A 25875-nucleotide genomic window follows, 5' to 3' on the forward strand; every position below is an offset into this window, starting at 1 on the left:
TGCCTCTTATCAAGCGGGCCGCGCCGCAGCGGCCGGAATTAGCTGCTCTACACATTTATCTTATAGATAAGTTATCTGTGGCGCAAGTGCCGCATACCGCGTCTTTCTGGCACTCCACCCGCAAAACAAATGGCCGCCATGTACCTGCGCACATGGCGGCCATAGACCCGCGCCCCTCGGGGCTAACTCAGTCTCCGAAGCGGTAGCGCAGGGACATGCCGTACATGCGCGGCTCACCGTAGACCGAGTTGGTGAAGCCGGTAGAGGTACTCAGTCCCGTGTACTCACTGACGCGATAGGTCTCGTCGGAGGCATTGGTAACAAAGGCGCGCGCATCCAGCTTGCTGCCGAGGATGCCGTTCCACTCCAGGGACAGGTTGAGCACCTCGAAGCTTTCCATCCAGGCGGTCGGTTCGTCAGCGGGATGGAAGTTGGCAGCCGCATAGGTTTCACCCTGGTGGTTGAGGCTACCGAAGAAGACCAGCTCCCCGAGGTTGTTCGCCAGTGGCAGGGTGTAGCGCAGACTCAGGGCCGCGATATGCTCCGGGGCATTCTGGAAGGGAATGCAGTCGTAGTTGGCGACGGCCGAGGACTGTCCCAGGAAAGGCACAGTGAGCGGGCCGTCACAGGTGGTGATGGTGGCGCCCCCTTTCAACGGGTCGGCGTAGATGACCTGCTCGAAGTGCTTGTACTCGGCGTCGGTGTAGGAATAGGAGAGACTGACCTCCAGATTCTCGAGGGGTGCGATGGTCGCCTCCAGCTCCAGGCCCTGCACGCGGGCAGAGTCCGCGTTGAAGGTCACCGCGCCCTGGTCCAAGCAGGTGGCACTGGCGGAGAAATTCTCGCCATTGGGGCCGGTGCAGACAAAATCACTGGTATTGCCGTTGCCGTTGAAGTCATTCACATCCGGCAGGAAGCCGCCGATTGGGAAATTGTCACCCGCGGCGCGCTGGATGTCGTCGTAGTCCATGCTGTAGACATTCAGGTTGAGCCGGGCCGGCATCGCTGCCAGGGCAAAGTCCGCTTTCATGCCCAGCTCGTAACTGGTCACGAATTCCGGCTCGTAGGTCAGCGCCCGGGGTGCGGCGTAGTTGAAACCGCCCGCCTTGTAGCCGCGTGTCACCTTGCCATAGAACAACGTATCGGGATTCAGCTGGTAGTCCAGACCAGCGGTCCAGGTCCACTCCTTGGAACGCTGGGTGGCGGAACGCGCCGCCTGGACAAACTCGTTGGGGCTGGAGTAGACGCGGTCGGAAAAGAAACTGTTGGTAAAGCGACGGCCCTCGGTCTCATCGTCCGTGTGCCGCAGCCCCAGCGTCAGGCGCCACTGGTCCCAGTCGGGGTTCAGTGCACCCAGGTTCAAAGTGCCCTGGGAGTAGAAGGCCAGGGCGCTGATATCCAGCTCGTAAAGGGTGCCGGCATTCAGGGCAGCAGCGTTAAAGGAACCCGTTCCCTGCAGGCCTTCCGGCTCCACGCTCGAATAGTAGGCCCCGATGACGTAATCGAGGTTGTCATCCAGCGCCGTGCCCTGCAGTTGTAGCTCCGCCGTGGTCTGGCTACTGTCGGAAATCAGGCCCTTGTCACCCGGCCGGCCAAAGGGGTTGCTGGTATCACCGTCTGCAATAAACGGATTGATCTGGGCCAGCATCGGTAACAGCGAGCCGTCGAGATCCCAGTCATAGCCGACCTCCATCGTCTGGTAGCTCAGAATATTCTTCAGCTGCAGGTCATCGCTCAACTGGATCGACAGGGTGTTGATGTAGCCTTCGTGCTCGATCCGGGTAAACTGGTCGTGATTCATCGCCGTCTTGCGCGGGCCCAGTTCACGCTGCCGGTCGAGCACACCCTGGGCAATCGCGGGGTCGAAAACATTGCCGGACAGCACATTACCCACACCGTAGGCGAAATTGCCCGCGAGCGTCGCCACATTCGGCTCGGGGCCCACGCCGCTCAGCACAAAACCGGTGCCGTTGTCCTCCGACTCGGAGCGGAAGGCAACCAGGTAGTTTTCAACACTCTCCGTGGGGCGCCACAGCACACCGATACGCCCATGCCACCAGTCCTTGTTGTCGTAATCCTTGCCGGCAAAGCCGGGGGATCGCTCGCCTGGCGCAAAGGCGGCGCACAGTGGTTGAGCCGTGGGCGCACAGACATCGCTATAGCCGAAAGCCGCCGGGCCCACGTCACGGGTGAAACCGTCCCGCTCGACATCCTTGTAGGACAGGCGGACCATCAGGGTGTCTTCGACCAGGGGCAGGTTCAGAACCCCTTCGAACTCGCGGTCATCATAGTTCCCGCCCTGCAGCTGCAGGTGCCCGTGCAGGGTCTCGCTGGGTCGCTGCGGCCCCAACAACAGGGCACCGCCCGTGGTATTGCGACCGAAGAGGGTGCCCTGGGGGCCGCGCAGAACCTGCAGCGAGCCGACATCAAAGAAGGTGCCCGGCCCACCCTGGTTGGCGATAATACCGGACTGGATCATCGGCACTTCGGCAAAGTAGTTCACCACGCCGACCGGCGCCAGGTAGGTAGCCCCCTGGCCACGGATGGTTACCGCCTCGGCGTTGCGCGGGTTGCCGTGGCTGGTGACAATCAGGGAAGGTACCTTGCCCAGCAAGTCGTAGGCGCTGGCGATGTTCTGCCGGCGCAGACTCTCTGCATCCAGGGCGCTGATGGCGATGGGGACATCCTGGATGCTCTCCTCGCGGCGCTGGGCGGTGACGACGACCTCCTCGAGACGCGCGGTATCCTGGGAAAAGGCGGGCGCCACGCTCAAGGGTGCAATGCAGACAGCGGCGGAGGCAAGGGCCTGAACAACCCGGGCAATCGGGTCAACACGGAAGGAATTGACGGGCATGATTCACCTCTACTTTATTAATTAGAATTAATGTTTTATTTATAGTAGCTCTAAGTTTATGCGCCTGAAAAGCCCTTATTGATAAAAATATTCGCCACCCCTCAGGCAGGCGGCAGACAGGAGGCTCCCCATGGAAAAGGTCATGATTTTCGACATGCGCGCGCCGGGCTTCGGCGCCCCGATCGGCGAGCTCTACCGCGCGGCACTGGACATGGCGGCCTGGGCCGACGAGGTCGGCTTCGATGTCCTGGGCTTTGGCGAGCATCACTGCTCGGAGGATGGCTACAACCCCTCGCCACTGATTCTGGCCAGCGCCATGGCCGGACGCACGCGGACTATCCGTCTGCGTACCGCGGTGCTGCTGGCGGCCTGCTACGACCCAGTACGCCTGGCGGAAGACCTTGCCGTCGCACAGCTGGCGAGCGCCGGGAGGCTTGAGCTCGGCCTGGGCTTTGGCTACCGCCCGGTCGAATTCAGCATGTATGGTCATCGGGTCGAGGACCGCTTCGCGATCACCTGTGAAACCGTCAATCTCCTGCGTCAGGCCTGGACCGGCCAAGCCTTTGAATACCGTGGCAGGCCATGCCAGGTACTGCCGGTGCCCGAGCATCCGATCCCCATTCTGCTGGGCGGCATGGCGCCCAAGGTGGCCCGTGCGGCAGCGGCGATCGCGGATGGCTTTCTGGTTCCCCTGTTCGGCGCGGAGACCTGGCAGCCTTACCGGGATGAGTGCCTGAAGCTGGGTAAAGCCGACCCCGGTGAATATCCCAACCAGGGCCCCACCTTGTTGTGGGTATCGGAAGAACCGGATCGGGACTGGGAGTGGATAGCGCCCCACGTGCTGCACGTCCTGGATTCCTACTCCCGCTGGACCGCTGATGCCTATGGCAAGCCAGTCGGCCCCTACGCCGGCGGCATGACCGCGGAAACCGTCCGCGAGAGCGGGGCCTACCAGGTACTCACGCCGGAACAGACCGTCGCCATGGCGCAGGAGCTGGGTAGCTTCAGTTCGCTTTACCTGACCCCGCTGTTCGGCGGTATAGCGCCCGACAGGGCCTGGAAGATGCTAAGACTGTTTGAACGGAAGGTACTGCCGTACCTGCCCCGAGGGGAGCGAATTCCGCGCTGGGGACTCGATCAGGGGTAGCACAAAAAAGCAGGCCGCTGTGCACCCCCGTACACAGCGGCCTGAAAAAGGGAAGGATCGGCCCGGACTCGAAGCGCGGCCCTTCCCGGTACCACGACTTTTATTCGCCGAAGCGGTAACGCAGTGACATGCCGTACATCCGCGGCTCGCCGTAGACGGTGTTGGTGAAGCCACCCGACTGGGAAAAGCCGACGTACTCATTGACGGCGTAGGTTTCATCCGTTGCATTGTTGACGAAGGCACGCGCGTCAAGATTGCTACCCAGAATGCCGTTCCACTCCAGCGACAGATTCAGCACCTCGTAGGAGTCGATCCAGGAGCTGGGGTCCTCGCGCTCCGATGTCGTCGCCGAGGAATAAATCTTGCCCTGGTGGTTGAGGCTGCCGAAGAACACCAGCTCACCCAGGTTGTTCACCAGGGGCAGGTAGTAGCGTACGCTCAGCGCCGCAATATGTTCCGGCGTGTTCTGGAAGGGAATACAGGAGTAGTCAAGGTCCACAGCCTGCTGGCCCACGCTGGGCCAGGTAGTGGGCCCGCTGCAGGGATACAGGGTGGTGCCGCCACGCAGGGGGTCCGGTGCGATGGTCAGATCGTAGTCACGATACTCGGCATCGGTATAGGAGTAGGCCAGGCTGATTTCCAGGTTTTCCACCGGCGCAATTGTCGACTCGATCTCGACGCCGGAAATGCGCGCGGAATCCGCGTTGAAGGTGACCGCGCCCTGATCCAGACAGGTGGCATTGTCGGCAAAGTTTTCGCCATTGGGACCGGTACAGACAAACTCGCTGGTGTTGCCATTGCCATTGAAATCATTGACATCGGGCAGGAAACCACCGATCGGGGCATTGTCGGCAGCCGCGCGCTGAATGTCCTCGTAATCCATGCTATAGAGGTTGAGGTTGGCCCGCGCCGGCATGCCGGCAACCGCAAAATCGGCCTTCACACCCAGTTCATAGCTGGTGACAAACTCGGGTTCGTAAGTCAGCGCCCGAGGTGCCGCATAGTTGAAACCGCCGGCCTTATAGCCCCGGGTGACCTTGCCGTAGAACAGCGTATCCGGGTTGTACTGATAGTCCAGCCCCACCGTCCAGGTCCACTCTTTCGAACGCTGCGTGGCCTCTCGCAGCTGACGCTCATAGTCGTTGGGGCTGCTGTAGACGCGGTCGGAATAGAAATTGGCAGTCAGCCGGCGCCCCTCGGTTTCATCATCCGTATGGCGCACCCCCAGGGTTAGCCGCCACTGGTCCCAGTCGGGGTTCAGTGCCGCGAGATTGAGGGTACCCTGGGAGTAGAAGGCCAGGGCAGTAACGTCCTGCTCGTAGAAGGAGCCGCTGTTGAAGGATGCGGCGTTGAAGGAGCCGGTGCCCTGCAGCCCCTCGGGCTCGACACTGGAGTAGTAACTGCCGATGACCCAATCCAGGTTGTCGTCCAGTGCCAGGCCCTGCAATTGCAGTTCCACCGTCGTCTGACTGTTGTCAGAGATCAATCCGCGATCTCCCGGCTGACCCAGCGGGTTATCCTGTTCATCGGCGCGCACGAAGGGCGGGATCTGGCCCAGCATCGGCAATATTGAGCCATCCAGGTCCCAATCGTAGTTCACTTCCATTTCCTGGTAGGACACGATGTTTTTCAACTGCAGGCTGTCGCTGAGCTGGATCGACAGGGTGTTGATATAGGCGTCGTGATCAATCTCGGTGAATTGATCGTGGTTCATCGCCGTCTTGCGTGGGCCCAGTTCACGCTGGCGCTCGACGATGCCCTGGGTGATGGTGGGATCGAAGACATTCCCGGAAAACAGGTTGCCCACACCGTAGGCAAAGTTCCCCGCCAGGTTGGCCACGTTGGAGCCCGGGCCGGCGCCACTGAAGACAAAACCGGTGCCGTTGTCCTCGGACTCCGAACGCAGGGCCACAAAGTAGTTTTCAATATTTTCGGTCGGGCGCCACAACAAGCCCAGGCGAAGGTGCGACCAGTCCTTGTTGTCGTAGTCCTTTCCCGCATAGCCGGGTGAACGCGCGTCGGGCGCAAAGGCACCGCACAGGGCTTGCTGGGTCGGCGCACAGACGTCGTCGAAACCAAAGGCCTCGGGGCCGACATCTTCCGTGAAACCGTCGCGCTCCACATCCTTGTAGGAGAGGCGCAGCATCAGCGTGTCGTCGATCACCGGCAGGTTGAAGACGCCCTCGAACTCGCGATTGTCATAGTTGCCGCCCTGCACCTGCAGGTAGCCGTGAAGCTGTTCAGTGGGCCGCTGCGGTCCCAGCAGGAGCGCACCCCCGGTGGTGTTGCGGCCAAACAGCGTACCCTGGGGCCCGCGCAGCACCTGCAGGGAACCCACGTCAAAGAAGGTGCCCGGGCCACCCTGGTTGGCGATGATGCCGGACTGGATCAGGGGGACCTCGGCAAAGTAATTGACCACCCCCACCGGCGCCAGATAGGTCGCACCCTGGCCGCGAATCGTCACCACCTCGGCGTTGCGCGGGTTGCCGGCACTGCTCACGTTGAGTGAGGGCACTTTGCCCAACAGGTCCATCGCACTGCTGATGCCCTGCTGACGCAGGCTCTCGGCATCGATGGCACTGATCGCGATGGGCACGTCCTGGATACTCTCCTCGCGGCGCTGCGCGGTGACCACGACCTCCTCGAGCCGTGCGGAATCCTGGGCGAGTGCCGAGGTCGCAAGCACCGGCGCGCCGGTCGCGAGGCTCGCAATCAGGGCTCGCACGGACAATGACAGGATATTTCCGGAACTGGGTTTGACAGACATCAGAAGCCTCTTCACAAGTGTTATAAAATTAATATATGTTTATCGTATCACTAAGTTTAATGGCGGTGAAAGTCCCTGCGTGTGCGATAGGCACACGCGGGAAGTCTAGCTTGTGGGCAGCTCAGAGATCGGCGACGTTCAGTACGGTCTTGCCACGATTGTGGCCTTCCTGGATAACACGATGGGCTTCGGCTACCTCTCGCAGCGGGAATTCACGCAGTGGCGGCAAAACGATATCGCCACTCGCCAGCAACTCGCCGATTTTTTGCAGGGTCGGGCCGCAGCCGACATCGTCCATGGTCGAAAACACCCGCTTCACCCCTTTCGCGGCACCCGCGGCCGCCTGGGCGGGGATATCCCCGTCATCCACCAGGGTCGGAATGGAGACGAATGTGCCACCGGGCTTCACCAGGTCGAGCCCGTTCGGCAAGGTGCTGACGCCCACGGCATCCATGAGGTAATCCAGACCCTCCGGCGCCCAGGCCGCCACCGCGTCGGCAATCGTCTCCGTGCGGTAATCGATCACGCGCTCGACCCCCAGGGATTTCAGGTAGTCCACATTGGGGGTCGAACAAGTGGCTGCGACCCGCGCGCCAGCCCAGCGCGCAAACTGCACGGCAAAACTGCCCAGGCCACCGGAGCCACCGTGAATCATCGCCAGTTGCCCCGCTTTGAGCCCGCCGCGATCAAACAGGCCCTGCCACGCGGTGAGTGAGGCCACCGGCAGCGCCGCTGCCTGGGCAAAGCTGAGACCCTCGGGAATGCGGGCCACGCGATCGGCACTGGCAATCGCGTACTCGGCGTAGCTGCCCTGTCCGCCCTGACCGTGATTGGTCGGCGTAAAGACGCGCTCGCCCGGCTGAAATTCCGTCACGCCCTCGCCCACCGCGGCGACGATACCCGCCGCGTCGAAACCGATGATGTAGGGAAAGGTATAGGGCCGGTATTGCGCCAGGTGCCCCTCGCGGTTCTTCCAGTCGGCCGGATTGACGCCGGCACAGGCAATCTGCACCAGTACCTCGCCCGGTCCGGGCGTCGGGGTCGGCAACTCGGCGTATTTGAACACCTCCGGTCCGCCGGTTTCCTCAATGATCATTGCAAACACGTCATGCTTCCTTGTGGTTGTCGATGGCAGCCTTCGCGGTGCCACCATCGGAGTAAATTTCAGCCAGCCGCCGCAGGCACCGCCCGGTTGCCGCCGCTGCGTTCAATCAGCGGTATCATCAGCACCGCGAGACAGAGAAGCGCAACAAAGGCGACAAAGGCCAAGTGATAGGCCCCGGTCACATCGCGTATCCAGCCGGTGAGCGGCGGCGTCAGCAAATTAAAAGGCAGCAGGATCGGACTCATCAGCCCCATCACCCGCCCGTAGTTCAGCGCCCCGTAGACCTGCCCCAGCAGAGCGCTCCATACCGGCAACATGCCGCCACTGCCAAGGCCCAACACCAGCGAGCCCAGTGCCAGGCGCGGGAAGTCGGGCGTACCCCAGAAGCAGGTGAGCGCCAGCGCCATGATGCTGATCAGACCGGCGAGAGCCAGGCGCACATCAAAACGGTCCGACAGCCAGCCAAAGAACAAGGTGCCGGCAATCGCCGACAGCGCGATATTCGAGATCATCATGGCGCCCTGCTCCCGCGTCGCCCCCACATCCAGGGCAAAGGGCACGATATTGCCCATGGTCGCGGTAAAGCAGCCGAACATCAGCGTCACCACCAGGGCAATCATCCAGAAACTGCGGTGGCGGATAATGGCGTAGGTGGAGCTGAAACGCCCCGACGCGTCCGGCGCCTGGGCGCCACCATCCGCGGTCGGCGCAAAACCCTTGCGCGTCGGGTGGTCCACCGCCAGCAACCAGACCGGCAGGGCGGTACCGGCGATGCACAGCGCGACCCAGCGCAAGCCTTCCCGCCAACCCACCAGTTCGGTCAGCGCCTGGATCAGGGGTGGATAGAGAAAGCCACCGAAGGAGGTACCGGCGGCGGCAATGCCCAGTGCCATGCCGCGATTTTCGTGGAACCAGCGGGTCAACAGGGTGGAGGCACAGAGCGGGCCGAGGAGCACATAGCCAAAACTGAGCAGCACGCCATAGATCAGCGGTACCTGCCACATGGCCGCGGCCAGTGATAGCCCGACATAGCCCAGTGCCGTCATCAGGATCGCAGCGACCATGATCAGTTTCAGGGACAGGCGATCGATGGCGATGCCGGCCATGGGCGAAACGAATCCGGCGCCCAGCGTCATGCAAGTCAAGCCCAGCATCAACACCATGCGGCTGGGCTCGAAAGTTTCCGCCAGCGGAACCGCGATCACGCTGTAGGAATAACTCAGGGCGCCAGCGCCCGTCGCCTGGATCAGAAACGCGACGCCTACCTGTACCCAGGGCCAGAACCGGCTTGGTATCACGCGGCGAGCTCTTCCTCGGGCTCCGGCGGGAAATACAGCGGAGCGCCGACGTCGTAGACGCTGGTCAGCAAGCCGATAAAGGCGCGATCCGCCAGCGGATCCGTAGGTTCCTCGAATTGAATGCCCCGACGTTTCAGGTCCTGCATGAAGATGTCAAAGACCTGCTGGTGGCTGATGTCGTCGGTGTGGTCCACGGTGCGCTTGAGCTCATCCAGGTCCATGTAGACATTCGCCCCCCAGTGCACCAGGAAACGGAACTCCTCCTCCGGTATCTGCTGCACCACCTGCTCACCGGTACGAATGCGCCAGCCACCGGCAACCTGCGGATCGGCTTCCATCACCGACTCGAAAGCCAGACCTTCGGGCTTGCGCAAAGCACTCGGCCCGTTGCTCTGGGCAGTGTGGAACATCATCTCGTTCTCCACCACCACGGCGCGTCCCCACATAGGTGCGTGGATCTGCTTCGGCTGCTCGTGGGGGCCATCCGGCCAGTAGGTGAAGCCGCCGCCGACCTTGCCCTTGTAATACCAGGCGATCACCTGGGCCTTGCGCGCCTGCCAGTGCTTGAACAGGCCCGACTTGACCATGGTATTCATCAGCCAGATCGGCGTATTGTCCAGGGTGAGACCGCGGAAGCGCGTGGCATCGACATGGGGGTTGCCGGCACCGCCACAGGGGCCCTGAATGTTGAACAGCATGCTATCGGGCTCGGCATACTTGGCACCCCAGTAGTCCCGCACCAGCTGCAGAAACTTCGGATTGTAGAAGCAGTCCTCGATCTCCGGCTGACTGCAGACACCACCGTAGGAGTAGTAACCGCGGAACACCGGGCTGAGGAACATGTCCAGGGTGGGCTCGACACCTTCCGGCAGGGAGCCAGAGGTGGTGGCGATGAGCTCCTCGGCGGACTTGAAGTGCTGGGAGATGATCAGTGACCAGGGGCCATTGTTGCGGACGACCTCGAGCAGGCGGCGATGCTGGTCCTCGCTGTAGGCCCCCTCGATCACCCGCGGCTCGGCCACCGGGCGAAAAATTTTTGCGCGTTCGATATCCATTGGTATTACCTCATCGCTTCCCGGGACTGTGGCGCCGGGATCCGTGGGCCCTCAGGCCAGTTTGCTGTTGAAGAAACGCACCATGACGTCGAGCGCCTCGCGGGTCTCGGGCAGGTGCAGCGCATACCAGTGGGAATGCGGCAGCGCATCGAAGACCACCAGTTCCGCCGGCCGCCCCGCCCGCAACAGCGCGCGGTGAAACATCGTGGTGGCACTGAGCAGGGCATCACGGGTACCCGACACCAGCAGCGTGGGCGGGAAGCGGGACAGGTCCGCCCGGTCCGGTGACACCAGCGGATCTTTCGGGTCCGCCCCGCCCAGATAGCTGCGCACCTCGCTCAGCTCGTGGTCCAGGGGAAAACTGTGAGCGCCGTAAAAGCCGCTCAGGGTAAAGATGCTGCGGGTATCGCCGAAATCGTAGAGATTGCCCGCGGCGGAAAACATCCCCGCGCAGGCCGGCAGGGGCAGACCCTCCTGCTCCAGCCGGACCACCGCCTGGCCGGTGAGAATCCCCCCGGCAGAGCTGCCAAAGATTCCCACCTTGTCCGCCGGATGATGCGCCAACACCTCACGGTAGACCGCCACCACGTCGTCCACCGCGGCCGGGTAGGCGTGCTCCGGTGCCAGACGGTAGTCCACGGCAATCACCGGCACACGGGCCAGATGGGCGATGGGAATGGCCTCGATCAAAGCACCCGAACCCACCACAAAACCACCGCCATGGAGGTTGATCAACACCCGTCCCTCATGCTCCGCGGGCATGTCCAGGGGCCGTATCACGTGGCAGCGGACACCGCCGATCTGCATTTCCTCGATTTCCACCGGGTACAGGGACTGCGCCTGCTGATTCAGGGCTTCAAAGGCAGCTGCCATGGGTTCGCGGAATGTCCACATGGGAACCGGCTCGTCCGGCATCGGGGCGTCGCCCCAGGGGTTGCCGGCGAGATAGGCACGCGCTTCATCACTGACCGAGGTCGGCACCGGCACCGGATGATCGCCGAGCCAGGCAGTGCCCTTGTCATCAATCGTGTAGGCCATCGCAGTTTCCGTTTTGGGTTAACTTTATATTAGGCATAAGTTTAGTCGCCCGAAAACACGCGGGTCAAGCACCGACAGGGCTGCGCCTGTCAGGCATGGGGGTCGAGCTGATCTGGCCGCGCCTTCGGCTACGGCAGCCCCGGTTTCAGCGGGGATCCAGGGCGATGACGGGGATTTCGCGGTCGGTGAGGCTTTCATAGTGCGCATAGGTGGGCACATCCGCCTTGAGCGCTTCCCACACCCGGGCGCGCTCCTCACCGGTCAGAAATCGCGCCCGCACGGGCTGGGGCCGGCGCCGGATGCGTACCAGGGCATCGGGGTTGCTGCGCAGATTCTGCGCCCAATAGGGGTCACTGGGCGCGCCGCCCTTGGAGGCGACCAGCAAGCGCTCGCCGTCGCGATCAAAGTAGGGCACTACCACGCCACGGGTACGCCCGCTGCGCCGGCCGGTGGTCTCCAGGTACAGCACCGGGCCCGGCGCAAAGCCGCTGGCGCGGGCAAACACCCAGGTGGTCAGGGAAAAGCCCGTCCAGCGCACCAGGAAGCGATCCAGGGCGAGCCCGGCGGGGGACATGACTAAACGCTGCAGCACGACGCAATCTCCGGAATTATTATCTGGCGCCGGGGCGCACGCTGGCACCCACTGCCACAGGATGCCACGACCGGGCCTCGCTGGGAACTCAGGCCGCGCTGTCCAGAGGGGCTTGCGGCGGAAATCGGGAGGGCGAGACCGCATAGGTCTTGCTGAGCGTACCGATAAATGCCGAATCCTGGAGCGGATCGCTGGGCTCCTCGAATGGCACGCCGCGTGCCCGCAGGTCATCCATCAACATGTTCAGGGCCCGTTCCAGACTGAGATCGTCGGTGTGATCAAAATAGCGTTTCAGATCACTCATGTCCTCAAACACGTGGGCACTGTAATGGAACAGCAGACGGATTTCCTCGGCACCGTAATGCGCAATCACCCTGTCGTCGTTGACCACGTCCCAGCCAGTCTCGCCCGCGGCACGAAGGCGGGATTCCAGCCCGAACCCGTCCGGGAGGTCACGTCGGTCTCGGGGCCCGCAGGCCTCGCCGCGGTGAAACATGCGCTGGTTGTCAGTCACGATTCCGCTGTTCCAGAAGGGTGGCGCGAGGCGCCGCGGGTCGCCATCCGGGCCGTCCGGCCAGTAGGTAAAGCCACCATCAATGCTTGAGTCGTAAAAGTAGGTTATGACCTGCCCTGCCTTGACGGCCCAGGCGTCAAACAGACCGGATTTGGCCATCACGCTCATCAACCAGGCGGGCGTGTTGGTGGGGTCCATGCCGCGCCAGCTGCGACCGTCGAAGTGCCCGCCATCCAGGCCGCGACTCGGGCCCTGGATATTGAACTGGAACAGGTAGGGGGCGCCGTAGCGGGCACCGTGCATCTGTTTAACCGGCTCTAGGAGCTTGCGACTGTAGAAAATCTCGTGGAGATCGTCGTGGTAACAGAGGCCATTGTTGCCGAGAATGCCGCGAAACGCGGGCGTCAGAAAGTCCTCCAGTCGAGCAGCACCCGCCGTATCAGGCGCTCTGCCACTGACCGCCAGCAATTCGTCCACGGAACGGAAATAGAGCCCGGCGATCAGCGGCCAGGGGCCCTCCGTACGCAGAACTCTGAATAGGCGCTCCAGCTCTGGATCGCTGTAGACGCCCTGAATCAGGCGCGGCGGAACAACGGGAATAAACGCGTCGGATGCGATCACACTGGATACCCTCCGGCCCGGGCAGACCGCAGAACGCGCCCCCCGAGCACACTTTACTTATTACTAATTTATTATTACGGTAGCCCTCCCCCAGCCACACGTCAAGCCATGTCATCCCGGGCAGAGCATAGCCAAACCGCAAGCGGTCCGCTTCAGACCGGCAGTCGCGAGCTGCCCGGCCTGCGGCTGGCCATGTTTCTCTGCGGCTTCTGCTCGGTGTCAGTGCTGCACGGCACCCAACCGCTACTGCCGGAGCTTGCCACGGGCTTCGGGGTGCCCTCGTCCAGTGCCAGCTGGGCACTCTCCGCTACCATGCTGGCTCTGTCCGTGATGCTGTTGCCCGTGGGACTGCTGTCCGACCGCTTTGGCCGTCGCGCTTTCCTCCTGGGTGGGCTGGGTCTGGCCTCGCTGGCAACCGTCGCCGCCGCACTGGCACCCCGCTTTGGCGACCTGATTGTCTGGCGCACACTGACCGGCCTGGCGCTAGCCGGGGTACCCGCGGTTGCCCTGGCCTACCTGTCAGAGGAAGTGGCGCCGGGTATTGTCGGTCGCAGCATAGCCCTCTACGCCGCAGGCAACGCCCTGGGTGGCGTCAGCGGGCGCCTGGCGGCGGGGGCGTTGGGCGAGTGGCACAGCTGGCGCCTGTCCCTGGCAGTGATCGGGGTTTTGGGGCTGCTGGCCACCCTGGCCCTGTGGAAACTGCTGCCGCGGGAGCGGCAGTTCCGGCCCGTTCGTCACAGCCTGGGCACGTCTCTCCTCAGCGTTCAGGCACACTGGCGCAATCCGGAGCTTCGGCGTTATTTCGCCATCGGCTTCCTGCTCATGGGCACCTTCATCTCCCTCTACAGTGTTATTGGTTTTCACCTGATGGCACCGCCATTCTCCCTGTCCCTGGGTGCCACCAGCTTGCTCTTCCTGCTGTTGCTGCTGGGCATTCCGGTGTCCATGTTCAGCGGTCATCTGGTGGATGGACGGGGACCGTGGCTGCCCCTGGGCGGTGGTGCCACGCTGATGTTGCTGGGGCTCGTCGGCATGCTGCTGCCCCACCTGATCTGGCTGGGCATCGGGTTGGTGACCTTTACCCTGGGCTACTTTTTCAGCTATACCGCCAGCAACAGCAGCGTCACCCGACGAGCTCCCTTCGCCCGCGGCACCGCGGCTGGCATCTATCTCAGCTGTTTTTATGCGGGGGGTGCACTGGTCAACGTGGCCGCGGGATTCGCCTGGGAATGGCGGGGCTGGCCGGCGGTGATGGCGCTGCTGATTACCTGCCTGCTACTGGTCTTCTGGTTATGGTCTGGCATGCCGCGCCGGGAGCAGGCCCTATAACAACAGGGCAGACAAACACCCGCCCCGCACTCAGTCCGCTTTCGACTCCACGGCCACCCGATTGCGGCCCGCCTCCTTGGCCTGATACATGGCGCGATCGGCACGCTTGACCAGACTGCGGCGGGTATCACCCTCGCGGCAGGCAGCCACGCCGAAACTTGCGGTCACCGAACCCAGCTCCCCGAGATCCAGGGCCAGGACGGCATGGCGCAGACGCTCTGCCAGGCGCAAGGCGCTGTCCAGGTTGCTGTTGGTCACCAGCACCAGAAATTCCTCACCCCCCCAGCGGCCCAGCTGGTCGGTATCACGCAGACTCTCCGACACCACCGCGGTCACTTCCTTGAGCACCCGGTCTCCCGCCTCGTGCCCGTAGGTGTCATTGAATTGCTTGAAATGATCGATGTCGAAGAGAATCACCGCGCAAGGCCGCTGGTAACGCTGGGCCGCACTCAGCTCGGCATCGATGCTGGCCTCCAGATGATAGCGGTTCCAGATCCCGGTCAGTGAATCGGTAGAGGCCAACTGCTCGAGCTTCAGGTTGGCCTCGCGCAGGGCCTCGCGCTCGGCCTCCAGGCGCTCGTTGCTCTCCAATAGGGCCTGGCTGGACATGGCCACGGCCAGGTCCTCGGCCAGGTCCATCGACGCCTCCTGTTCCAGCTGCGTCCACTCCGCGCTACGGCCACGAACCTCCTCCTCCCAGTTGGCAAAGGAGTGACGCGGCGACAGGCGTGGGCCTTCGTCGTCTTCGTCCAGGAGCTTGATGGGCTCCCCTGCCCAGCGCCGTGTCTCCATCTGTTCGGCACGAAAGAACATCAGGCTGCCACTGCCGATGTCACCCAGGGGCAAGGACGCAGCGAGCAGCCCACAAGCCAGTTCGCTGTCCACCCATTGAGCCAGGGGAGTCTCCCCCAGTGCGTGGCTGTGCCACAGATTGCTGGAGGCCTGCTCCAGGTTCAGCCAGCCGCGGACAGTGCGCAGGGTGTCCCGCTCCGGCGCACGCCCGAAGCCGGCAATCTCGCGACCGACGAGCAGGGCGCAGCCCTCCGCGCGCATCAGCTTGAGCCACGTCGGCCCCAACTTGTCGAGGATCCGCTGCGGCGACAGGGCCTTGCCTCGCCAGTCCGCCACCTGTCCGCGACTGTCGCGCACCGCCTCCAGGAACTCGGCCTCGCGTCGCGCCTCCAGCAGGGCCAGCCGCTGGTTGGCCATCTGCACCATCACCCGGCAGGCATCACGCACCGGCGGATTGAGCTGGCAGGCCTCCAGGGCATGGCCCGAGATCAGCGCCCACAGGCCATTGCGATTTTCCAGGGCAATGGAGAAAGAGGAGCGAACGCCCATGTTGTTCATGTAGGCAGCGTGCACCGGCGATACTGCGCGCAGGACGCCCGGCGACAGGTCCAGGGGACTGCCGCCCTCGCCCTCGCCCTCGGCGACGAGGACCGGCTCGGCGGGCGCGCGGGCATCGACGATGCAGCGCACTGGGTTCGTGGCATAGAGAGCGCGCACCTGTGGCGGGATGTCCGTGGCGGGGAAATGGTGATAGAGGAAACCATCGACCCCGGACGCCAGGCTTTCTGCCACGACCTGACCGTTCCAGTCGCGGTCAAACACATACAGCAATACCCGGTCGTAATCGGTGATAAAGCGAACACCATCCACCAGGGCTTGCATCAGGTGGTCCCGGCTGTCCAGTCGGGCAAAATGCGACAGCCAGTCATTGACGGTACCGAGCACGCCGGAGCGATGGCTGCGCTGCAAGCGCTCCGCCTCGACCACGACGTGCCCGCCGCTGAGGTAGGCAAACAGCTGATAGCGGCTGCCGCGCCCACGGAATGTGATCTGGGCGCGCACCGCGCCGCGAACCCCGTCAGTCTCCCGCAAGCTGCGCTCAAGGCGCCCGAGCAGGCTATGGCTCAACAACTGCGCCGGCGACCCGCCGAGGATCGTCCGCGGGTCCACATCCAGGTACTCGCCGATACCCGCGCTGACGTGAGTCACCCGCTCAAAACCGGGATCGACGGCGAACAGAAACCCCGCGGGCTGTATCGCCCCGGGCTGCTGCACGGGTTCATTGGCACAGCGCTCAAGTGCCCTACGCAGCCTTTCATTCACTGCCATCACCTGCCGATTTCATTGCCTGTGCGCGGTCGAAGACCCGGTGCAACAGGGTAAATGCCCAACAGCCCGAATCCGGGGTGCCATTGTGGACGCCCGCCGCTTCCCGCGACAGCCAGTCGCGCAACAAGGGCCATTGCGCCGTCTCGAAAAGATGGAAATAGCGCGCACCCCGGGCGAGATCGACCCCCAGGGACGCCCTCAGCCGCGGGGCAATCAGGCGACCGCCCTGACTGGAGCCCTCCACAACATACAGGAGTCCGAGGGGGTTTATCAGGGTCTGGGCCTGAATATCCTCGCAAGGCCCGGGCACAAGCGAGGCAGGGTGGGCCAAATCACGCAGGTCCGCCTCCAGCAAAGGCAGGCGTGGCTGGTAGCGGTATCCGGTCCGTGTCAAAGAGGCCGGCAGGTCGGCGGTAACCAGCTGAGGCTCCACCAGCGCATAGAAGTCGCGAAAGGCCAGGTACAACCAGGCCAGATCCGCTGCGCTCGCCTTCGGCTCCAGCGCCGCCTGGAGCAGAGCATGACGTTCAGTAGCGCCGTGCAAAGACGCGGTGGCAGCGCGCAGCGCCGTCAGCGCGGAGGCACCTTCACTGCTGGCGAGGGCACGCCCTGCATGCGGCATTGGAAGGGCACTCCCTCAAGTCATCGGACCCGCGAGTGTACACGGCCAGGGCTCAGCGATAAAAGCGCGATAGCTCCTCCAGGACCGCCCGCGTCACCGCGGGGTCCAGGCGGTAGTCCCGCACCCGCTGCAGCGTATCGTCGACCACCTCGACACTGCCCACGGCACGGGTCACCACCTGCAGGTCCTCCAGTAGCAGGGCGTAGTCCATGTAGCTGTGGGCAATACTCCATTCCCGCTCCCGTTGCCGGAACAGGCCATTCCCCGAAGCGTAACTGCGCGGTTCGGTTTGTTGGCAACCCAGGAGCTCCCCCATCAGGGTCGGGGCGATATCGAAATTCTCGGTACGGTAGTCTATGCGGCGGGCTGTACGCCCCGGCCAGTGCACCACCAGGGGCACCTGCAGCTGCCAGTGACCGAAATTGCTGCCATGGTCCCAGTAATTGAGACCGTATTCGTTGAATTCCTGCCCGTGGTCGCCGGTGATCATCACCACCGTGTCCTCCAACAGGCCCCGCTGGCGCAGGTCCGCCAGCACGCGCCCGACCTGGCTGTCGACGAAGTGCATCGTGCTGCGGTAGTTGTTGCGTACCAGCTGCGGGTCAAAGCCGCGGCCCAAAGCCAGTTTGTTGACGTCTTCCCACTCCGGCTGGAAACGCACCGGGTAGTCCGGGGGCACCCGGTGGCCGTGGGTGGTGTCATAAAACAAAAAGCCGAAGAAGGGACGCTGCGTGTCCCGCCCGGCGGTGAAGGCCAGCCAGTCCTCGGTGATGCGGATGTCCCGGTCCCACTTTTCCTCCCCGGGAGTATGCAGCCGCAGATCGGGCACACCGGCGAACACGTTCTGGTCGAAGGCCGGACTGGTGAGAGTCGCCGAGGCCAGCACCTGCTTCTGGTACCCCAGGGCCTGCAAACGCTCCATCAGTACCGGCGGCCGCTTCACGGCGGTAAAGGCATCCCAGTAGCTGGCGGGCAGGCCGTAGAACAGGGTAAAAATGCCCGGCTTGGTGGCGTTGCCGTTGCTGAAATGCTGCTCGAAGCGCAGGCTCGACTGGGCAAACTCGGTCATGTTTGGCGCCCAGCGAGGGTCCAGGGTATCCCGGCGGGCACCGTCCACGACAATCATCAGCAGGTTGAGCGGCTTTTCCGGCGCCCGGCAGGCCAGGGGCTGCGTGGGGTAGTTGAGGGCACCGCCACCGCGGGAAGCCGCCAGGCCGCTGGCAGCCTGGTTGTCGCGCACCCGCTGCTGGTCGACCAGCCCCCACTCGTTCATGCGGCGCTTGGCCGTGGCCGCGTAGTACAGGGGCACGTGCCGGGTGACGTCAGTGATGCGACTGTCGTAGTTGGCGTCGGACCAGGCGTGCCAGCCATGTACCAGAAGCTGCAGGCCAAACACCCCGGCGAAGAGTGCCGCCGCGCACCGCCCCGACCCCTGCCAGCGCCACAGGAGCAGCGCGAGGAGTGCCAGCAGGGCCAGCAGCCCCAGGATCAGAGTCAGCGCCAGCCACCAGGTCTGGGGTGAGAAGTCGAAGATCTCGGTGCCCGCCCCCAGGGCAAGTTCCAGGACGAAAGCCGAGAGATGGAAACGGTAGAGATCGTAGACCACGGTATCCAGTCCCAGCAGGCTGAGACCCAGGCCCGCCCAGAGCACCGCCGCGACACCCAGCCATATTGGGCGGCGCAGTACCAGGGCGAGGGGCAGCAGGGGCAGCAGGGCGAGCCCCGCCAGGAAGGGAAACTGCGCCAGGTAGACCAGGACAACGTAGGCCGTCACACCGGCATCCGGCAACAGTATCCAGGGCAGGTAGCGCAGGCCGATCAGGCCCGCCAGCAGCCCGCAGGCCAGGGCGTACCAGCCCAGCCAGGCCAGCCGGCTGGCGAGCGAAGGCAGCGGGCGCGGGTCGCGGTGTAACATGAATGGCTCCGAACATGACCAAACTCCCCATTTTCCCTCCGCCGCCAGCTTTTCACAATTCCCGTGTGCGCCTGTTATCATCCCCGCTCCCGCCGCGACGGCCGCCACCCCAACCTGACGAGGACATGCGCACACCATGACCGGTACGCTCTACACCGTTTCCGCCCCCAGTGGGGCCGGCAAAACCAGCCTGGTGAACGCCCTGGTGCAGCGCTGCGAGAGCCTGCGAGTATCGGTGTCCCACACCACGCGCAGGCAGCGCCCGGGAGAGGTGGACGGCGTCAATTACCACTTCGTGGATACCGCCCGTTTCGAGACCATGCTGGCGGAGCAGGCCTTCCTTGAGCACGCCCGCGTCTTCGGCAATCTCTACGGCACCTCGCGCCCCTGGGTCGAAGAGCAACTGGCAGCGGGCATGGACGTGATCCTGGAAATCGACTGGCAGGGCGCCAGCCAGGTGAAGAAGCTGCTCCCCGCCACCTGCGGCATCTTCATCCTGCCGCCCTCGCGGGAAACCCTGGAGGAGCGGCTCACCGGCCGCGGCCAGGATGACCCCGAGGTCATCGCCAATCGGATGGCCCTGGCGGTAGAGGAAATGTCCCACCACAAGCAGGCTGACTTCCTGGTCGTCAACAACCTGTTCGAGGAGGCCCTGGCCGACCTCGAGGCGATCGTTCGCGCCCAGCGCCTGCGAGCTTCGCGCCAGCAACAGGTCCTCGACGGGCTGTTGCGGGACCTGCTCGATCCGGCGGGATAATTCACGCCCGGGGCCCTGTCAGCCAGGCCTGCCAACCGGTATACTTGAGGGTTCTTCCGGGGCCGGCAGGGCCGCCCCGGCTATCTCCGACGCCCCCGAAAGGGAGGCCCCTGGAAACCGCACGGGAACGAACTGATGGCTCGCGTAACTGTAGAAGATTGCCTGGAAAACGTCGACAACCGCTTCGAACTGGTCATGCTGGCCACCAAACGGTCGCGCCAGATTGCCACTGGCGGCAAGAGCCCGCTGGTAGAGGAAGAGTCGGACAAGCCGACCGTGATCGCCCTGCGCGAAATCGCCGAGGGCCTGATCACCCCCGAGCTGCTCGTGCGCGAAGACGAAATGGATGCGGAAGACGAGCTGGCGGAAGTCATGGCGTCACAGGACGCCCTCTGATCAGCCTGCCCCTGCAATGACCGGCGGCCAGGACTGACATGCAGACCATCGACGCCCTGGACGCCACCCTGCGCAGCTACCTGAAGACCGAACAGGCACAACAGGTCCGGCGCGCCTACTACTTCGCCGAGCAGGCCCACTACGGGCAGACCCGCCGCAGTGGCGAAGCCTACGTCACCCACCCCCTGGCCGTCGCCGGGATCCTCGCCGACATGCACATGGACCACCAGAGCCTGGTGGCCGCCATGCTGCACGACGTGATCGAGGACACCGGCATCGACAAATCGGCGATCCGGGAGCAGTTTGGCGAGCAGGTTGCCGAACTGGTGGACGGGGTCAGCAAACTGACCCAGATGGAGTTCGACTCCCTGGCGGAAAAGCAGGCGGAGAACTTCCAGAAGATGGCCCTGGCCATGGCGCGAGACATTCGCGTCATCCTGGTCAAGCTCGCCGACCGCCTGCACAACATGCGCACCCTGGGCGTGCTCAAGCCCGAGAAGGCCCGCCGCATCGCCCGGGAAACCCTGGATATCTATGCCCCGATCGCCATGCGCCTGGGCATGAACGCGGTGCGCATGGAGTTCGAGGACCTGGGCTTTGGCGCCCTCCACCCGATGCGCGCGCGGCGCATCGCCGCCGCGGTCCAGGCCAGCCGCGGTTACCGCAAGGAGCTGGTGGACAAGATCCGCCATCAGCTGGAGACCACCCTCGATCAGGAAGGCCACGACGTCGAGGTGATCGGCCGCGAGAAGCACCTCTACAGCATCTACAAGAAGATGAAGTCCAAGAAGAAGTCCTTCTCGGAAATCATGGACATCTACGCCTTCCGCATCATCGTCGACTCGGTGGACACCTGCTACCGGGTGCTGGGCTGCGTGCACAGCCTGTACAAGCCGGTGCCGGGCGAGTTCAAGGACTACATCGCGATCCCCAAGGCCAACGGCTACCAGTCCCTGCACACGGTGCTGATGGGCATGCACGGCGTGCCCATCGAAATCCAGATCCGCACCCGGGAAATGGAGGAGATGGCCAACAACGGCATCGCCGCCCACTGGCTGTACAAGAGCGACGCCCAGGGGGCCAACACCAGTCAGGCCCGCGCCCGGCAGTGGGTACAGGGCCTGCTGGAGATGCAGCAGCGCGCGGGGAACTCGCTGGAGTTCATCGAAAGCGTCAAGATCGACCTGTTCCCCGACGAGATCTATGTCTTTACCCCCAAGGGGCGCATCCTGGAACTGCCCCGGGGCGCCACCGCGGTGGACTTTGCCTACGCCGTGCACACCGACGTCGGCAACAGCTGCGTGGCCTGTCGTATCAACCGCCGCCTGGCGCCCCTGTCGGAACCCCTGCAAAGTGGCCAGACGGTGGAAATCCTCACCGCCCCGGGTGCCCGGCCCAATCCCTCCTGGTTCAACTACGCGGTGACCGCCAAGGCGCGTACCAACATTCGTCACTACCTGAAGAACCAGACCCGCGAGGACGCCATCACCCTCGGCAAACGGCTGCTGGACAAGGCCCTGCAGGCCTGCGACAGCGGTCTGGAGCAATTGCCCGCCGCACAGCTGCAGGAGTATCTGCAGCGCCACGACTACAGCGAGCTGGACAGCCTGCTGATGGACATCGCCCGCGGCAACCGGCTACCGGCGATCACCGCCCAGCAGATCCTCGGCGAGCTGGGCATTGACCCGCAGCGGGCACCCCGCCAGGATCAGCTGCCACCGGTCGCCATCCGCGGCACCGAGGGCTTCATGGTGACCTACGCCAAGTGCTGTCACCCGATCCCCGGCGACCCGATCGAGGGCTACCTCAGCTCGGAGAAGGGCGTGGTGGTACACCGGGAACAGTGCCGCAACCTGGCCGAGATGCGTGAAAACCGCGAGCGACTGGTGGCCCTGCGCTGGGACGACCCGGTACAGGGGGAATACCTCACCGAGCTGCGCATCGAGGTGGAAAACCGTCGCGGGATGATTGCCGTATTGGCCACGCGGATCAACAGTATGGGGGTCAACATCGAGAAGATCTCCACCGAAGACAAGGACCACCAGTTCACCTGCGTGGACATCGCCATCATGGTCGAGAGCCGGGTGCATCTGGCGCGCATCATGAAGCGCCTGCGCACGGTCACCCATGTGCGCCGGGTCACCCGCATGAGGAAATAGCCGCGGGCAGGGAGTCCCTGCACCGCCCAGCAAGCAGGAGAGAATATTGAATAATCGAGCTGTGATTTCCACCCCCGATGCTCCCGAGGCCATCGGGCCCTACTCCCAGGCCATCAAGGTCGGCAATATGGTCTGGCTGTCCGGCCAGATCCCGCTGGTGCCGGGCAGCATGGAGCTGGTCACCGGAAGTATTGACGACCAGGCACGCCAGGTCTTTCGCAACCTGTCCGCGGTGGCGGAAGCCGCCGGCGGCAGTCTCAACAGTGCGGTCAAGATCAACATCTCGCTGACCGACATGGGGGACTTTGCCGCCGTCAACGAAGTCATGGCGGAGTTTCTGCAACCGCCCTACCCGGCGCGGGCCTGCGTCCAGGTCGCCGGGCTGCCCAAGGGCGTGGCCATCGAGGTGGAAGCGATCCTGGCGGTCTAGCGACGCCTTCTGGCTGCGCCACTCAGCCCTCGGCCGGGCTCAGTCAGCCCGCCCAGTTACCCGGGGCAAGCGCGACCCGGTAACCGCTGCGAAAGTCCGGATACCTCAGCGGGTAACCGCAGGCATGCAGGACCCGGTTGCGGATACGTTTGCCCTTTGCCGCCATGACCGCCTCCGGCGCACTCTCACCCGTGCTTTCAGAGGCGGAACCCGCCCTGGAATCCGCAGCGCCCGAACTCGCCGCAGCAGGTGCCAGCGCCTGAGCCAGCCACTGCTCCACCGCCTGACGGGATACCGGAGCGTCGTCCACGGCATTCATCAGCGGCGGCCAGGCTTCGCCAGCCTCGCGCTGTTGCAGCAAATGCACCAGCAGCCCCGCCAGGTCGTCGCGGTGGATGCGGTTGGTATAGCGCAGCGGTGTCGCGGGACTGAACTCTCCGGCCGCCACCCGGCGCAAGAGGTAAGGACTGTCGCCACCGTAGAGGCCGGCGCTGCGGACAATACAGACCGGCACCCCGGCTTCCTCCTGCAGCTGACACTCGGCACGGATAATCGCCTCCGCAGCGGGGTCGTCGCAGTTGAGGGGGCTGTCTTCATCCACCCAGCCACCCGCATCCTCGGCATACACCCGGGTCGAAGAGACCATCAGTATGCCCCGGGGGCGGTGCGAGCCCAGGCCCCGCAGGACCGCCGCGGTGGCCTCCTGAAAGCCCGCACGATAGGCTTCGGCGTCACGCCCCAGGGGCTTCAGCGTGAGCAGCAGGTAGTCGGGAGCGAGGGCTGCCAGCACCCCCAGGGAAGCGGGCTCGCCGTAGTCCACTGCCACCCCGTCGATGCCCGGCGGCAGCGCCGCGGGGTCGCGCCGCAGGCCGCTAATCCGCCAGGACGCACCCGCCAGCAGTGCTGCCACCCGCTGCCCGAGATCGCCGCAGCCCACAATCGCCAGATGTGCACCCTTCATCTTTACCACCCCCACTGGTTACACTGTGCGTCCATACAGCAGTTGTAGCGGAGCCATGACCCCGACAGACCTCCCGCCGCCCCCCCTTTCGGGGCACTGATTGCATGGCAGTCCTGGAACCGGTTCCGGTCAGCCAGCTGCGCGGGGTCGGGCCACGCATGGCCCAGCGCCTCGCCGACTACGGCATCCACCAGGTGGAGGATCTCTTGTTCCACCTGCCCCTGCGCTACCAGGACCGCACCCGCGTCACACCCCTCGCCGCCCTGCAGGACGGCGTCGATGCCGCCTTCGAGGGCGAGGTACGGCTCGCCGATATCAGCTTCGGCCGCCGGCGCAGCCTGGTGGTCAGGGTACAGGACGGCAGCGGAATGCTCACCCTGCGTTTTTTCCATTTCAGTGCGGCGCAGAAGCAGGCCCTGAAACCGGGTGTCCGCATCCGCGGCTTCGGCCAGGCCCGCCGGGGCGCCAGCGGTGCAGAGATGGCGCACCCCGAGTACCGGGTGCTCGACGGCCCGACGCCCATCGACGTCGAGGAGACCCTGACCCCGATCTACCCGACCACCGAGGGCATCGGTCAGGCGCAGTGGCGCAAGCTCTGTGCCCAGGCCCTGGCCTGGCTGGAGCGGACCGCACCGCCAGACCTGCTGGCTGGCGCCGGACTGAAGGGCCCCGGTCTGGTCGAGGCGCTGCGCTACCTACACGCACCGCCACCGGATGCCTCGCTGGCGCGGCTGCTGGAAGGTCAACATCCGGCCCAGCTCCGCCTGGCCCTGGAGGAACTGGTCGCACACCAGCTATCCCTGCTGCGACTGCGCGCCAGCCAGCAGTCGGACCCGGCGCCTTCGCTCCAGCCCCGACCCAAACTCTGGCAGCAGCTTCAGGCCCACTTGCCCTTCCAGCCGACCGCTGCCCAGGAGCGGGTAATTGGCGAGATTGGGCGCGATCTGGCCAGCGCCGTCCCCATGCTGCGCCTGGTCCAGGGCGACGTCGGCTCCGGCAAGACCCTGGTCGCGGCCGCGGCGGCGCTGCAGACCATCGGCAACGGTTTCCAGGTGGCGCTGATGGCCCCCACGGAAATCCTCGCGGAACAACACCGGCGCAATTTCGCCACCTGGCTGGAACCCCTGGGCATCGAGCTGGCCTGGCTCACCGGCCGCAGCCGGGGCCGCCAGCGCCGGGCCACCCTGGAGACCATCGCCGGCGGCCGGGCCGGCATGGTCATCGGTACCCACGCCCTGTTCCAGGAGGACGTGCGCTTCCAGCGACTGGGCCTGGTGATGGTCGACGAGCAGCACAAGTTTGGCGTGCACCAGCGCCTCAGCCTCACCGACAAGGGAGCCGCGGGGCTGCGCCCCCATCAGCTGGTCCTCACTGCCACGCCGATTCCACGCACCCTGTCGATGGTGGCATACGCCGACCTGGACTGCTCGGTGATCGACGAGTTGCCCCCGGGGCGCCAGCCGGTCACCACCGTGCTGATCGACAGCCAGCGCCGGGACCAGGTGGTGGAACGGGTCGCCGCCGCCTGCGCCAGTGGCCGCCAGGCCTACTGGGTCTGCACCCTGATCGAGGAGAGCGACGCCCTGCAGGCGCAGGCGGCGGAGGCCACCGCCGAGGCACTGCGGGAGGCCCTGCCCCATCTCGCCATCGGTCTGGTACACGGGCGCATGAAGCCTGCGGATAAAGAGGCGGTGATGGCGGCCTTCAAGAGCGGGGAACTTACCCTGCTGGTCGCCACCACAGTGATCGAAGTCGGCGTCGACGTGCCCAACGCGAGCCTGATGGTGATCGAGAACCCCGAACGGCTGGGCCTGGCGCAGCTGCACCAGCTGCGCGGCCGGGTCGGCCGTGGCAGTGAGGCCAGCCACTGCGTCCTGCTCTACCAGTCGCCCCTGTCGCGCAACGGTCGCCAGCGCCTGCAGGCCCTGCGCGACAGCAACGACGGCTTTTACATCGCCGAGCGGGACCTGGAGCTGCGCGGGCCCGGCGAGGTCCTGGGGACGCGCCAGACCGGCCTGATGGCGTTTCGCGTGGCCTCATTGCCGGAACACGAGCACCTGCTGGACCGCGTGCAAGAGATTGCCGAGCGTCTGCAGTCGGGGGACCCGGCCATCGTGGATGCAATGATACGACGCTGGACAGGGGAGAGAACGCAGTTCGCCCGGGTGTGAGGCGCAGAACCGGGCGAAGTCGG

At 64.5% G+C, this 25875-nt stretch carries 19 protein-coding genes; 7 read left to right on the top strand and 12 right to left on the bottom strand.

The features are described from left to right. Positions 1–187: 187 nt before the first annotated feature. Positions 188–2854: a TonB-dependent receptor gene (locus ACYVGS_RS16955; RefSeq protein WP_460589877.1), complete on the bottom strand. Its 2667-nt coding sequence runs from the start codon at positions 2852–2854 to the stop codon at positions 188–190. A gap of 130 nt (positions 2855–2984) precedes the next feature. Between ACYVGS_RS16955 and ACYVGS_RS16960 the strand changes: the two genes are divergently transcribed. Further along, complete coding sequence (locus ACYVGS_RS16960; RefSeq protein WP_460589878.1) at positions 2985–4001, top strand: LLM class flavin-dependent oxidoreductase; 1017 nt, start codon at positions 2985–2987, stop codon at positions 3999–4001. A 100-nt stretch (positions 4002–4101) separates the two neighbouring features. Here the strand turns inward: ACYVGS_RS16960 and ACYVGS_RS16965 are convergent, their stop codons facing one another. From ACYVGS_RS16965 to ACYVGS_RS16995, 7 genes are all read right to left on the bottom strand, one after another. Continuing rightward, on the bottom strand, positions 4102–6768 hold the full coding sequence (locus ACYVGS_RS16965; RefSeq protein WP_460589879.1) for a TonB-dependent receptor: 2667 nt from the start codon (positions 6766–6768) through the stop codon (positions 4102–4104). 121 nt (positions 6769–6889) lie between these two features. Then, entirely contained in the window at positions 6890–7864 is a 975-nt protein-coding gene (locus ACYVGS_RS16970) for an NADP-dependent oxidoreductase (RefSeq protein WP_460590025.1), read from the bottom strand. Positions 7865–7932: 68 nt separating this feature from the next. After that, positions 7933–9171, bottom strand: a complete 1239-nt coding sequence (locus ACYVGS_RS16975; protein WP_460589880.1) for an MFS transporter — start codon at positions 9169–9171, stop codon at positions 7933–7935. After that, positions 9168–10226 (bottom strand): hypothetical protein, encoded by a 1059-nt coding sequence (locus ACYVGS_RS16980; protein ID WP_460589881.1) that lies wholly within the window; start codon positions 10224–10226, stop codon positions 9168–9170. The genes ACYVGS_RS16975 and ACYVGS_RS16980 overlap by 4 nt, the downstream gene beginning before the upstream one ends. A gap of 51 nt (positions 10227–10277) precedes the next feature. Continuing rightward, positions 10278–11264: an alpha/beta hydrolase gene (locus ACYVGS_RS16985; protein WP_460589882.1), complete on the bottom strand. Its 987-nt coding sequence runs from the start codon at positions 11262–11264 to the stop codon at positions 10278–10280. A gap of 145 nt (positions 11265–11409) precedes the next feature. Further along, the gene (locus tag ACYVGS_RS16990; protein ID WP_460589883.1) at positions 11410–11856 is read right to left on the bottom strand and encodes a PNPOx family protein; all 447 of its coding nucleotides are present in this window, start codon (positions 11854–11856) and stop codon (positions 11410–11412) included. A gap of 88 nt (positions 11857–11944) precedes the next feature. Further along, entirely contained in the window at positions 11945–12991 is a 1047-nt protein-coding gene (locus tag ACYVGS_RS16995; protein WP_460589884.1) for a hypothetical protein, read from the bottom strand. A gap of 108 nt (positions 12992–13099) precedes the next feature. On the opposite strand from ACYVGS_RS16995, the gene ACYVGS_RS17000 reads away from it, so the two are divergent. Next, a complete protein-coding gene (locus tag ACYVGS_RS17000) occupies positions 13100–14320 on the top strand; it encodes an MFS transporter (RefSeq protein WP_460589885.1) in 1221 nt (406 codons plus the stop codon). A gap of 30 nt (positions 14321–14350) precedes the next feature. Here the strand turns inward: ACYVGS_RS17000 and ACYVGS_RS17005 are convergent, their stop codons facing one another. The 3 genes from ACYVGS_RS17005 to ACYVGS_RS17015 are packed head-to-tail and all read right to left on the bottom strand — an operon-like array spanning position 14351 to position 18978. Next, positions 14351–16435: a sensor domain-containing diguanylate cyclase gene (locus tag ACYVGS_RS17005; RefSeq protein WP_460589886.1), complete on the bottom strand. Its 2085-nt coding sequence runs from the start codon at positions 16433–16435 to the stop codon at positions 14351–14353. After that, positions 16428–17063, bottom strand: coding sequence for a hypothetical protein (locus ACYVGS_RS17010; RefSeq protein ID WP_460589887.1), 636 nt, complete (start codon positions 17061–17063; stop codon positions 16428–16430). The genes ACYVGS_RS17005 and ACYVGS_RS17010 overlap by 8 nt, the downstream gene beginning before the upstream one ends. A gap of 52 nt (positions 17064–17115) precedes the next feature. Then, the gene (locus tag ACYVGS_RS17015) at positions 17116–18978 is read right to left on the bottom strand and encodes a DUF3413 domain-containing protein (protein ID WP_460589888.1); all 1863 of its coding nucleotides are present in this window, start codon (positions 18976–18978) and stop codon (positions 17116–17118) included. Between the two features lie 136 nt (positions 18979–19114). On the opposite strand from ACYVGS_RS17015, the gene gmk reads away from it, so the two are divergent. The 4 genes from gmk (at position 19115) to ACYVGS_RS17035 (ending at position 22720) form a co-directional block, all read left to right on the top strand. After that, entirely contained in the window at positions 19115–19735 is a 621-nt protein-coding gene (gmk, locus tag ACYVGS_RS17020) for a guanylate kinase (RefSeq protein ID WP_460589889.1), read from the top strand. A 135-nt stretch (positions 19736–19870) separates the two neighbouring features. After that, positions 19871–20131 carry a DNA-directed RNA polymerase subunit omega gene (gene rpoZ, locus ACYVGS_RS17025; RefSeq protein ID WP_460589890.1) on the top strand — a complete coding sequence of 87 codons (261 nt, stop codon included), beginning with the start codon at positions 19871–19873 and terminating at the stop codon, positions 20129–20131. 38 nt (positions 20132–20169) lie between these two features. Beyond that, entirely contained in the window at positions 20170–22290 is a 2121-nt protein-coding gene (gene spoT, locus ACYVGS_RS17030; protein ID WP_460589891.1) for a RelA/SpoT family protein, read from the top strand. A gap of 46 nt (positions 22291–22336) precedes the next feature. Further along, complete coding sequence (locus tag ACYVGS_RS17035) at positions 22337–22720, top strand: RidA family protein (RefSeq protein ID WP_460589892.1); 384 nt, start codon at positions 22337–22339, stop codon at positions 22718–22720. A gap of 43 nt (positions 22721–22763) precedes the next feature. Here ACYVGS_RS17035 and ACYVGS_RS17040 read toward each other — a convergent pair whose 3' ends face one another. Continuing rightward, positions 22764–23681 carry a Rossmann-fold NAD(P)-binding domain-containing protein gene (locus ACYVGS_RS17040; RefSeq protein WP_460589893.1) on the bottom strand — a complete coding sequence of 306 codons (918 nt, stop codon included), beginning with the start codon at positions 23679–23681 and terminating at the stop codon, positions 22764–22766. A 104-nt stretch (positions 23682–23785) separates the two neighbouring features. On the opposite strand from ACYVGS_RS17040, the gene recG reads away from it, so the two are divergent. Further along, a complete protein-coding gene (recG, locus tag ACYVGS_RS17045) occupies positions 23786–25852 on the top strand; it encodes an ATP-dependent DNA helicase RecG (protein ID WP_460589894.1) in 2067 nt (688 codons plus the stop codon). Positions 25853–25875: the final 23 nt, after the last annotated feature.

This window comes from Haliea atlantica (assembly GCF_054779855.1).